At 67.9% G+C, this 11,809-nt stretch carries 7 protein-coding genes; 6 read left to right on the top strand and 1 reads right to left on the bottom strand.

Annotated elements, in window-relative coordinates; translation table 11 throughout:
• The 6 genes from B1964_RS01175 to B1964_RS01150 all read left to right on the top strand — a co-directional run.
• Positions 1 to 3,259: arabinosyltransferase domain-containing protein (locus B1964_RS01175; RefSeq protein WP_253193841.1), on the top strand; the 3,259-nt coding region annotated here is incomplete at its 5' end.
• A gap of 76 nt (positions 3,260 to 3,335) precedes the next feature.
• Complete coding sequence (locus B1964_RS01170; protein ID WP_079928485.1) at positions 3,336 to 6,617, top strand: arabinosyltransferase domain-containing protein; 3,282 nt, start codon at positions 3,336 to 3,338, stop codon at positions 6,615 to 6,617.
• Between the two features lie 137 nt (positions 6,618 to 6,754).
• Complete coding sequence (locus B1964_RS01165) at positions 6,755 to 7,297, top strand: DNA starvation/stationary phase protection protein (protein WP_079928482.1); 543 nt, start codon at positions 6,755 to 6,757, stop codon at positions 7,295 to 7,297.
• A 10-nt stretch (positions 7,298 to 7,307) separates the two neighbouring features.
• A complete protein-coding gene (locus B1964_RS01160) occupies positions 7,308 to 7,583 on the top strand; it encodes a hypothetical protein (RefSeq protein ID WP_253193840.1) in 276 nt (91 codons plus the stop codon).
• Between the two features lie 200 nt (positions 7,584 to 7,783).
• On the top strand, positions 7,784 to 9,028 hold the full coding sequence (locus B1964_RS01155) for a DICT sensory domain-containing protein (protein ID WP_079928481.1): 1,245 nt from the start codon (positions 7,784 to 7,786) through the stop codon (positions 9,026 to 9,028).
• Positions 9,029 to 9,115: 87 nt separating this feature from the next.
• Entirely contained in the window at positions 9,116 to 9,874 is a 759-nt protein-coding gene (locus B1964_RS01150; protein ID WP_014358497.1) for a VIT family protein, read from the top strand.
• Between the two features lie 310 nt (positions 9,875 to 10,184).
• On the opposite strand, the gene B1964_RS01145 is transcribed toward B1964_RS01150, so the two are convergent.
• On the bottom strand, positions 10,185 to 11,732 hold the full coding sequence (locus B1964_RS01145) for an acyl-CoA carboxylase subunit beta (protein WP_006369242.1): 1,548 nt from the start codon (positions 11,730 to 11,732) through the stop codon (positions 10,185 to 10,187).
• Positions 11,733 to 11,809 lie beyond the last annotated feature (77 nt).

Genomic DNA, 11,809 nt, shown 5'->3' with positions numbered 1-11,809 from the left:
TGTTGTCGGCGCGGTCCTGTGTGTGATCACCCCGCTGTTGCCGGTGAGCGTGACGCAGGCGTCCTTCGACTGGCCGCAGCATTCGGTGAGCGCGGAGGCGCCGACGCCGTCGGTGACGGCGCCGCTGATCGCGCAGACGGCCGAGTCCCTCGACGTCACGATCGACTGCGCCGTGCTGCGCGGCCTGCCCGCCGCCGGCGGCGTGGTGCTCGCGACGATGCCGACGGCCGCTCCCGACTCGAAGGCCAAGGCCCTGTATGTGACGGCGAGCCGGGATGCGGTGTCGGTGACGTTCCGCAACGTCGCGGCCGCCTCGATCCCGCGCGCCGAGCTCGCCGCGTGTGCGCGGCTTCATGTGTTCTCCTCGGCGCGCGCGACGGAAGCGGAGTTCGCCGGGCCGGGCGGCGCACGTGTCGGCAACGCGGCCGGCGATCTCGGCGCCGACGCTCGGCCGCAGATCGACGGGATGTTCACCGATCTGTCCACCGCGCAGGTGCGGGCCGCCGGGTCGGGGATGCGGGCGCACGTGCAGATCGACAATCGGTACGAGAGCACGCCGTCGACGCTGAAACTGCTCGTGATGATCCTCGCGGTGCTCTGCGTTCTGGTGTCACTCGGGGCGTTGTTCTGGCTGGACCGACTCGGCGGGTATCGACGACGGGTCGGTGCGCGCCCCCGATGGGCGCGGCGGCTGCGCCCATCGCCGACCGATCTCGTGGTGACCGCGGTGTTGGGCGTGTGGACGTTGGTGGGTGCGGGGACACCCGACGACGGTTACATCCTGAACATGGGGCGCACCGCGGGTTCGTTCGGTTACCTCTCGGATTACTACCGCTTCTACGGGATTCCGGAGGCGCCGTTCGACTGGTACTACGCCTTCCTGGGGCACTGGTCGGCGCTCTCGCCTGCACTGTTGTGGATGTTGGTGCCACAACTCGTTGCGGGATTGGCGAGTTGGTTCGTCCTGAGTCGGGCGTTGTTGCCGCGACTCGGTGGCGCCGTGAGCCGTTCGCGGTGGGCGATGTGGTCGGCGGCGTTGGTGTTCGCAGCGTTCTGGCTTCCGTTCTGCAGTGGGCTGCGCAGCGAGTCGATGATCGTCCTGGGATCATTGCTGACCTGGTGGGCCGCCGAGAAGGCCATCGCCACAAGGGCTCTGCTCCCGGCCGCCCTCGCCGCGGTCGCCGCCGGGTTCACCCTCGCGCTGGCCCCGCAGGGTCTCATCGGGGTGGCGATCCTGATCGTCGCGGCACGGCCGTTGCTGCACATCCTGCTGGTCCGGCGGCGCGCGGAGGGTCTGGCGCCGTTGGTCGCGCCGATCGTCGCGGCCGGGGTGCTGGTGCTCGTCGTCGTCTTCCGTGATCAGACAGTGGCGACGGTGATCGAGGCGATCAAGGTCCGGTATGCGACCGGGCCGGTGATCGACTGGAATCAGGAGTATCTGCGCTACTACTTCTTGACGGTCACCACCAAGGACGGCGCCCTGACGCGGCGGGTGCCGGTGCTGTTGTTGCTGGCGGCGTTGATCGTGACGGTGGCGGTCATGTTGCGGCGCAGCCGGATCAGTGGGGTGGCGCCGGGTCCCGCGTGGCGGTTGATCGGGGCCGTAGGGGTGAGCTTGCTGTTGCTGGCGTTCACCCCGACCAAGTGGACCATCCAGTTCGGGATCTTCGCCGGTCTCGGTGCGGCGCTGGCCGCCACCGCGACGGTGGCGGTGGCCCAGTCGGCGGCGCGCTCCACGCGCAACCTGACGGTGTTCGTCTCCGGACTGTTCTTCGCGCTCGCTGCGGCGATGGCCGGCAAGAACGCCTGGCCGTATGCCTACGAGTACGGCATCTCGTGGTTCGATCGGGCGCCGGTGGTGGCCGGTATCGGGGTGTCGACGATCTTCCTGGTGCTCGCGGTTGTTGCTGCGGCACTTGCGGTGTGGCAACACCTGCGTCTGGATTACGTCGCCAATCGCGGACTCGCGCACGGCGACGGGCACAGCCGCGCCGATCGCCGGCGCCTGGTTGTCGCGTCGTCGCCGATCGCCATCATCGCGGCGTTGATGGTGATCTCCGAGGTGCTGGTGTTCGCCAAGGCGGTGGCGGTCCGGTATCCCGCGTTCACGGTGTTCGGCGAGAATCTGAACACGGTGCGCGGCGACAGTTGTGGCATGGCCGACAAGGTTCTGGTGGAGTCGGACCCCAACGCGAACATGTTGCGCCCGGCGGGCGGTGAGACGGCGTCGGCGGCGTTGTCGGGCACGCGATCCGGTGCGACGTCGGTCGGCTTCTCCCCCGACGGTGTTCCTGACGATCTCTCACCCAAGCCCGGTAGTGCTCGTCCCGGTCAGATGAATGTGGCCGCCCCCTTCTCCCAGCCGTTCGCCATCACCGGCGGGCTCGGAGCGGGGACCACCGGCGGGCGCGGACCGCGGACGGTCAACGGCTCCACCGCCGCGCTCCCGTATGGTCTCGACCCCGCGACGACGCCGGTGCTCGGCAGTTACGGTTACAACGGCGAAGCCCGGCTGACCACCGACTGGTACGACCTGCCGGAGCGCAATTCGACTCCGCTGCTGGTGTTCTCGGCCGCCGGATCGGTGGCGAGCATCGACATGTTCGGGGTGTACATCTTCGGCCGGCAGGTGGTGGTGCAGTTCGGCAGGCCGGGACCGGACGGCTCCTTCGAGCAGGTCGGTCCCGACGCGTTGCCGATCGATCCCGGGCCGGTGATCGCGAATCGGCCGTGGCGCAATCTCCGGGTGCCGATGGCGGCGGCACCGCCGGCGGCCACGGTGATGCGGCTGTCACTGCTCGACGACAATCTCGGCGAGGATCAGTTCTTGGTGATCACCCCTCCGCGGGCGCCGAAACTGGCAACGCTGCAACAGGTTGTCGGTTCCGATGCGCCGACGCTGATCGACTTCAGTGTGGCCGCGCACTTCCCGTGCCAGCAGCCGTTGCAGGTCACCCACGGGGTCGCGCAGGTGCCGCGATGGCGCATCCAACCCGACTTTGTGACCGCCAACTCGCAGTCGAAGACCTGGGAAGACGGCGATGACGGTGGCCTCCTGGCGATTTCGGAGAGTACGACGTCGGCGCAGACGGTGCCGACGTATCTGTCCGGCGACTGGTACCAGGGCTGGGGAGCACTGGAGAAACTCACGCCGCTGGCCGCCGGAGCGCCCGTCGCCGCGCTGACCGTCGGCACGAGCACGCGGTGGGGCTGGGCTCGAACGGGATCGATCAGGGTGGAGTCGTCGGATGACCAGTGAGGGTCGGCAGACCGATGTCGCCGAAGGGACACCGGGTATTCGGACCCGGGGTACTCGGATACCCGGTGGTCGCGGCGTGCGGATCGCCGCCGCGGTCACCGGCCTCCTGGGTTTTCTGCTCGCGCTCCTCACCCCACTGTTGCCGGTGAATCAGTCCACAGCCGAACTGAATTGGCCGCAGGGGTCGGCAGTCGGCAACGTCGCCGCGCCGCTGGTGGCGTTCGTCCCGATCGACATGGACGTCGCGGTGCCGTGCTCGCCGGCCGCCGAGTTGCCGACGTCGGGCGGGGTGTTGCTCTCGACGCTGCCCGAGGGCGGGCAGCAGGCGTCGGCGCGAGCGCTGTTCATCCGGGCGACCCCCGATGCCCTGGTGGTCACCGACCGCGATGTGGTCCTGCTGAGCACCCCGCGCGCGGCCGCGCAGTCGAATCCGAACTGTCGCATCCTCTTCCATGCCGACGGCACCGGTGTCTCGGCGCGCTTCGCCGACGGTCCCGGGTCGGCGTCGTCGGCGCCCACCTTGCCCGGCGACGGCCAGCACACCTTCTCGGTACCCGATCAGCAGATGCGCCCGCAGATCGTCGGCGTTTACACCGATCTCCCCGCGACAGCGTCCCGCGAGGGTCTGCGCCTGCACGCCACCATCGACACCCGGTACGTGAACTCCCCGACCACGCTCAAGATCATCGCCATCGTCGCGGGGATCGCGATGACGATTGCGTCGTTGGTGTTGCTGGGCGTTCTCGACCATCGGGATGGTCGGGGGCACAAGCGTTTCCTGCCGTCGGGGTGGTGGACGATTCGCCCGCCCGACGTCGTGGTGTTCGTGATCCTGGCGTTCTGGTGGATCGCCGGCGCCAACACCTCCGACGACGGCTACAACTTCACCGTCGGCCGGATCACCGGCGCCGCCGGGTACGCCGACAACTACTTCCGCTATTTCGGGGTACCGCAGGACCCGTTCGGCTGGCACTTCCAGGTCATCGCCGCGATGACCCACGTCAGTCTCGCCGCGCCGTGGATGCGGCTGCCCGCGTTCGCTCTCGGCCTGCTCGGTTGGTGGTTGATCTCGCGTGAGGTGATTCCGCGGTTGGGGCGTGCGGTGCGTCACAGCACCCCTGCGGTGTGGTCGGCGGCCTTCGTCTACCTCGCGATCTGGTTGCCGTACAACAACGGTCTGCGTCCCGAACCCGGCGAGGCGGTGGGCGCGTTGCTGACGTGGTGCTGCGTCGAGCGTGCGATCGCCACTCGCCGGTTGCTGCCGTACGCGGTCGCGGTGATCACCGCGGCGTTCACCCTGGCACTCGCGCCCGGTGGTCTGATGGCGGTGGCCGCCCTGCTCGCCGGCGTCCGGCCGATGGTGAAGGCCGTGGTGACCCGACGTCGCCGTGACGGTCTGGTGCCGATGCTGGCGCCGATCCTCGCCGCGGGTACCGCGGTGCTGTTCGAGATCTTTGCTGCACAGCCGCTGATGCCGCTGCTCGTCGGGAATCAGGTCGCCACCGACGTCGGCCCGACCCTGGAGTGGTGGGAAGAGCCGGTCCGGTACTACTACCTGATCCTGCCCACCGCCGACGGTACGTTGACCCGGCGCTTCGGAATTCTGGTGATGATCCTGTGCCTGGTGGTCGTGCTACTGCGGCTGTTGCGCCGTGTTCATCCGAACGGCGTTGCCCGCGCACCGATCTGGCGGCTGATCGCCGTAACCCTGGGCACCATGTTCTTCATCTCGTTCACACCCACCAAGTGGACCCACCACTTCGGTGTGTACGCCGGCATCGCCGGTGGTCTGGCCGCCGCGGCCGGGGCCATGATGGCGCCGGCCATCCTGCGGTCGCGCCGCAACCGAACCTTCTTCGCCGCAGCGCTTCTCGCGGTGACCGGCATTTCTTTCACCGGCACCAACGGGTGGTGGTTCGTCGGTAGTTACGGTGTCCCGTGGTGGGATCGGCCGCCGTCGCTGGGTGGTGTGCAGTTCGGCTGGGTGTTCCTGGTCCTCGCGGTGATCACCGCGGCGGTCGGGCTGTGGTTCCACTTCCGTGACGACTACGTCGACGAGCCGACCCGCACCGGCCACTCCGACCACTGGTACTCGCGGCTGAAATTCTCACCGCTACCGGTCATCTCGTGTTTCGTCATCGTGTTCACCGTCGCCACCTTCGCCAAGGGCGCCTACGCGCAGCGCGATTCGTTCTCCTGGCTGAACTCCAACGTGCGCGCGCTCACCGGCAACTCGTGCGGTCTGGCCGACGACGTGCTCGTGGAGGCGAACCCGAACACCGGTCTGCTGCGCCCAGCTGCCGTCGACGGCCGTCCGGCACCCGACACCTCGGCCGCGCTGGCCGGCACCCCGACCGGAATTCCACCGAATGGATTCTCCCCGAACGGTATTCCGAATCAACTCAGCGTCGACACCACCGAGGATGACAGCGCGTCGTCGGCGACCAACAGTGCGCAATCGGGGGCCGGCGCCACCGAGTCCTCGTCGTCGGACGACTCCGCACAGGGCGGCACGGCCGGCGGTCAGGGCGCCCGAGGTGTCAACGGGTCGACGGTGCAGTTGCCCTTCGGATTGAGCCCATCACAGACCCCGGTTCTGGGCACCTACGGGTCGCCGACCGGGACCGGAAGCCTGACCACGTCCTGGTATTCGATGCCGGCACCCTCGGATGCGGCACCGTTGTTGACGATTGCCGTTGCCGGATCGGTGCAGGCCACCGACGGGGTCGGCGTCGTCCATCCCGGCCAGCAGGTGATCGCCCGGTTCGGCCGGCTCGGTGCCGACGGACGTGTGATCCCACTGGGCACGATGACGCCACTCGATATCGGTGAGGCGCCGACCTGGCGCAATCTGCGCTTCCCCCTGACGAATTCGCCGGCCCGAGCCAACCTCGTGCACATCGAGGTCCGCGACACCGCGGGCGCGCCCGCCGAATGGGTGGCACTCACCCCGCCGCGCATCACCACCATGGCCACCCTCGACGACGTCGTCGGACGCACCGATCCGGTGTTCATCGACTGGCTGCCCGGCATGGTATTCCCCTGCCAGCAGCCGATGGCCGTGAAAAACGGTGTGCTGCAGGTACCCAAGTGGCGGATCATGCCCGACGCCGACGCCACCCGCAAGAACAGCCAGACCTGGATGGCCGGTACGGCAGGTGGACCACTCGGCATCACCGAGGCCATGCTCACCCCCACCCTGTTGCCGACGTATCTGCGCAACAACTGGGCGCGTGACTGGGGTGGTCTGCAACGATTCACCGAGATCGATCCGGCACCCCCGGCACGGCTCGACATCGGTACCGCCCGGAGATCGGGGCTCTACAACCCGGCGCCGATGCGGTCGAGCGGGTATTGACCACCGCTGGCTGACAACCGCCGTCGCCGCTCGACGTCAAATCCGCGGCGTTATCCGATCGTTACCGACCATTTCGGTTCCGTGACGCATGCCGGAGCCGGCTTGGGCATACCTGGCGCCGGCCATAGCGTTGCGGCATGACCACATTCACCGCTCCCGGACTCAGCAGCGAAACCGCTTCTACCGTCACGAAGATCCTGCAGGAGCGTCTCAGTGCGCTCAACGATCTGCACCTCACCCTCAAGCATGTGCACTGGAACGTCGTCGGCGCGAACTTCATCGGTGTGCACGAGATGATCGATCCGCAGGTCGAGCTGGTGCGCGGCTACGCCGACACCATCGCCGAGCGCATCGCCACCCTCGGCGAATCCCCGCACGGCACGGCCAAGGCGATCGAGGCCGACCGTTCGTGGGACGACTACTCGATCGGTCGCGACACCGCGCAGGCGCACCTCGGCGCGCTGAATCTGGTGTATGACGGTTTCATCACCTCGCAGCGCGATGCGATCGCCACCACCGGCGAACTCGACCCGGTGACCGAGGACATCCTGATCGGTCAGACCGCCGAGCTGGAGAAGTTCCAGTGGTTCGTTCGCGCGCACCTCGAGAGCTACACCGGCGACCTCGCGACGGCCGGCCAGACCACCGAGGCCGACGCCGCAGCCGCGGCTCGCAGCTGAAAACCTGCTCATGCCAACCGATTCCGCTCCTGCGGCCGCGGATGCCCGCCATCCGGCCATGATCCACCCCGCCGCCGGTGATGCCGAGGTCTCCGCGACCCCGGCGTCACCGGACTCCGGGCAGTCCCGCGTCGGCTTCTGGTGGTGGGCCATGATCGTGGCGGTCATCATCTGGATGACCGTGATGGCCGTGGGCTTCGTCGGCTCGATCCTGCTCGCCCTGGCCCTCGTCGGGTTCTTTGTTATCCTGGCCGCAGGCACGGTGTTCGCACTGTCCCGGCTCTGAGCGATCCGCCCTCCGAGAGATCTGCCCTCCAAGAGATCTGCCCCTGGGGTGATTCACCGGAGTACCGGGGAGAATCCTCTGCCGATACACCGGATGTGAAGCCAACCGCATCCCACCGCCTGGCCGCAAGTAGTCGAACGACAGTCACCAGTGATTGTCCGGATCTTGAGGCCACGAGAGGCAGATGGACGTGGTAATCGATGACATCCCAGCCTGGTCAGATCGCAGCGGAGAGCGGATTCACCCTCTTCGATGATCTGGAGCTCCACATGCAATTCGCACCGGTGTGTCGATTGCACGACGGCGCCGTCGCCGCCGTCGAACTCACCCTGCGTGGTCCCACCGGGACGCGCCTGGGTACTGCAAGAGCACTGCGTCGCGCTGCCCGTCTGATGGAACAACACCAGGTCCTCGACCGCCGCAGGAACGAGTATGCGGCCACGCCGACGGCTCAGTCGATCGCCAAGATCCTGCCGTTGCTGGTGCCGATGGACCTCGAACTCATCGACGGCCTCGACGACGACACCCGCGAACGGCTCGAGCAGCGAGTGCTCGTGGTACTCCCCGACGCCGTCGAACGCAGTCCCCAACGCACCCTGGCGCGGGTCGCCCGGGCGCGGCAGGAAGGACGCATCGTCTGCGTCGACGGCCTGACCAGCAGCGATCAGGCGGCGACCCTGCTCTCACTCGTGGAACCCGACATCGTCATCACCGGCGCCGACCTCCTCGACGCCATCATCGAACCCGACGGCACCAACCTCGACCCGGCCCGGCTGGCGCACACCCTTGCCGCGCACACCGAACGTTCGCACGCCGTCGTCATCGCCGACGGTGTCGACACCGATGCCAAACGCGTCGCAGCGATGACCCTGGGTGCGTCCTTCGGGACGGGCGCGCTGTATCCGTCCGTCGAGTCACCGGCGGCGCTGCAGACCGCGACCGTCGTCGCACTGCCCGAGCTGCCCGTGTGGTCGACGCCGCCGCCCGAGGCGGCCACGCCCTACGCCATCGCCTCGGCGTCGCTGACGCCGCGACTGGGCAACAAGCGCCTCCTGATCGAGATGAGCAAGGCGCTCGAAGAGCAGGCCGCGATCGGTGGTGCCGCCATCGTCGTCGGGACCTTTCAGCACGCCCGGCATTTCACCGAGCGCACCGCAGCACGCTGGCGGGCCATGTCCGAACGGACCGGCCTGGCCGGTGTGTACGGGGTCGACCTCGTCGACATCCGCGACGGCAACGTGCATCGCGCGCCGCTGGCCCCCGACGACGACCTGGTCGAGGAATGGAACGTCGCCGTGCTCGGGCCGCACTTCGCGGCGCTGCTCTCGGCGCGCGATCAGCATTGCGGCGCCGACGATCTGGACCGCACCTTCGACTTCGTCCAGAGCTACGACCGGCTCACCGTGACGCAGGCGGTGCACTCGATCCTGCAACGGTTCGCCTGAATCCGGTCTCTCCGCGTCGGCACACCAGCGGTGATGCTCAGCCTCACCTTGCTTGCGCGGAGCGGCTTTCGGAGTTTGGGTGGGTCCATGACCCCTCTCGACGGCGCGGCTGCCGAGCACGATTCGGCAGAGCCACCGCACCAGCATTCGGGCGAACCCCATGCCGGGGGATCGCTGTCGAATCGTCTCAACTGGTTACGCGCCGGCGTGCTCGGGGCGAACGACGGTATCGTCTCGACCGCGGGAATCGTGATCGGCGTGGCCGCCGCAACCACCGACCGGGGACCGATCTTCACTGCGGGGATCGCCGGGCTCGCGGCCGGGGCGGTGTCGATGGCGCTCGGCGAGTACGTGTCGGTGAGCACCCAGCGTGACACCGAAGAAGCGTTGTTGGCCAAGGAGAGCCGCGAGCTCCGGGAGCAGCCGCAGGCAGAATTCGACGAGCTCGTCGGTTTGTACGAGGAGAAGGGACTCACGCACGAGACCGCATGCCGGGTGGCCACCGAGCTCACCGCCCGCGATGCCTTCGAGGCCCACGTCGACGTCGAACTCGGCATCGATCCTCACGAACTGACCAGTCCGTGGCAGGCGGCCGCGTCGTCGGCGGTGTCGTTTCTCAGCGGGGCGCTGCTGCCGATGCTGGCGATCCTGATCCCGTCGGCGTCGCTGCGCATCCCGATCACCTTCGCCGCGGTCGTCGCGGCGCTGGCGATCACCGGATTCACCGGCGCTCGGCTGGGCGGCTCGTCACCATGGCGACCGGTGTGCCGCGTCGTGGTCGGCGGCGCGATAGCGATGATCGTGACATTCGCGATCGGTCGCCTCGTCGGGCATGCGGTGGGGTGAGCGGCGGGCGGAACCAGCACCAGGGCAAGGGGTCTCCCCCAGACCGGTGGCCGGGCACCTGGACCAGCGGGGGAGGAAGGACCTCCCCCAAACCGGTGGTCGGGCACCTAGACCAGCGGGGGGATGGATCTCCCCCAAACCGGTGGTCGGGCACCTGGACCAGCGGGGGAAGGATCTCCCCCAAACCGATGGATGGACCTCCCCCAGACCGATGGTCGAGGTGCGAGGAGCGATAGCGACGAGCCTCGAGACCGCCTGCAGCGGTGCTGGATCCGAACCACCGCACCCCGAGCGCACGCGACGGGAACCGTCAGATCGGCATCAGGAAGTGCTTGCGCGGGGTGCGGATCGTCTGCTTGTCCCGCAACTGCGCCAACGCCTTTCGTAGCTGAAGTCGGGTTTCGGCGGGTTCGATGACGGCATCGATGTAGCCGCGCTCGGCGGCGAGGTACGGCGTGGCCATCATCGTGTTGTAGAAGTCGATGAAATCGCGGCGTACCTTATCGGCCTCGGCCGCCGACATGCCCTCGGTCTGGCGACGGGTGAGTACCGCTGCCGCCGACTCGGCACCCATCACCGCGATCTTGGCCGAGGGCCACGCGAAGTTGAGGTCGGCGCCGAGTTGCTTGGAGCCCATCACCGCGTACGCACCGCCGTAGGCCTTGCGCAGCACCACGGTGATCTTGGGGACGTCCGCCTCGACGTAGGCGTAGAGGAATCGGCCCGAACGTCGGATCGTCGCCTTCTGCTCCTCGGCGAGGCCAGGGAGGATGCCCGGGGTGTCGACGAGGAAGATCAGCGGGATGCCGAAAGCGTTGCAGATGCGGACGAATCGCGCCGCCTTCTCCGACGAGTCGGTGTCGAGGGTGCCTGCCATCACGCTCGGCTGGTTGGCGACCACCCCGACGGCATGACCGTCGACGCGCGCGTATCCGGTGATGATGTTGGGCGCGAACAACTCTCCGACCTCAAGGAACGCACCGTCGTCGAACAGCTTGATGATGATGTCGTGCATGTCGTAGCCGGCGTTGTCGTAGTCCGGCATGAACGAGTTCAGTGAGAGATCGGAGTCGGTGATCTCAGGCTCGAGTCCGGGATTGATCACCGGCGGTTTCTCATAACAGCTCGACGGCATGTACTGCAGATACTCGCGGACCCACTCGAACGCGGCCTTCTCGTCGGCGGCGACGTGGTGGATGTTGCCCCACCGTGCCTGGTTGTGCGCGCTGCCGAGGTCCTCGGCCGAGATCTCTTCTCCGGTGGTCTGTTTGATGATGTCGGGGCCGGTGACGAACATGTACGACTTGTCCTCGACGGCGACGAGGATGTCGGTGTTGGCGGGGGTGTACACCGCGCCGCCGGCGCACTTGCCGAGGATGATCGAGATCTGCGGGGCGAGTCCGGACAGCAGGTCGTTGCGCCGGCCCATCTCGGCGTACCAGGCCAGCGAGGTCACCGCATCCTGGATGCGCGCGCCGGCCGAGTCGTTGATGCCGACCATCGGGCACCCGATCTTTCCGGCCCACTCCATCAGCGCAGACACCTTGCGGCCGAACATCTCTCCGACGGTGCCGCCGTGCACCGACTGGTCGTGGGAGAATGCCGCGACCGGACGCCCGTGCACCAGGCCGTGACCGGTCACCACGCCGTCGCCGTATCCGGTCTCGGCGGCGCCGGGCATCTTGGCCAGGGCCCCGATCTCGATGAAGGTACCCGGGTCGAAAAGCATCGCCAGCCGCTCGCGCGGGGAGAAGATGCCCTTCTTCGCACGCTTGGCGACCGCCTTCTCCCCGGCCGGCTCCTTGGCGAGTTCGAGCTTGGCCCTCAGGTCGGCGAGTTTGGCTGCGGTGGTGTCCATGTGATCCTCTGCGTGGTCCGCGGTGTCGCGGTCTGTCACTTGCTGGTGGTGGAACCGACGGTACCGAGTCGGCGGGG

Source organism: Gordonia sp. i37 (assembly GCF_002043085.1).
In the GTDB taxonomy this organism is placed as follows: domain Bacteria; phylum Actinomycetota; class Actinomycetes; order Mycobacteriales; family Mycobacteriaceae; genus Gordonia; species Gordonia polyisoprenivorans.
Note: the sequence above shows the minus strand (reverse complement) of the source record. Positions and strands in the feature narration are given on the sequence as shown.

Bases quoted from the DNA above. Each gene is read 5' to 3' on its own strand.
- B1964_RS01165 (WP_079928482.1), top strand. From the start codon at position 6,755: ATGACCACATTCACCGCTCCCGGACTCAGCAGCGAAACCGCTTCTACC.
- B1964_RS01145 (WP_006369242.1), bottom strand. From the start codon at position 11,732: ATGGACACCACCGCAGCCAAACTCGCCGACCTGAGGGCCAAGCTCGAA.
- B1964_RS01155 (WP_079928481.1), top strand. From the start codon at position 7,784: ATGACATCCCAGCCTGGTCAGATCGCAGCGGAGAGCGGATTCACCCTC.
- B1964_RS01150 (WP_014358497.1), top strand. From the start codon at position 9,116: ATGACCCCTCTCGACGGCGCGGCTGCCGAGCACGATTCGGCAGAGCCA.
- B1964_RS01160 (WP_253193840.1), top strand. From the start codon at position 7,308: ATGCCAACCGATTCCGCTCCTGCGGCCGCGGATGCCCGCCATCCGGCC.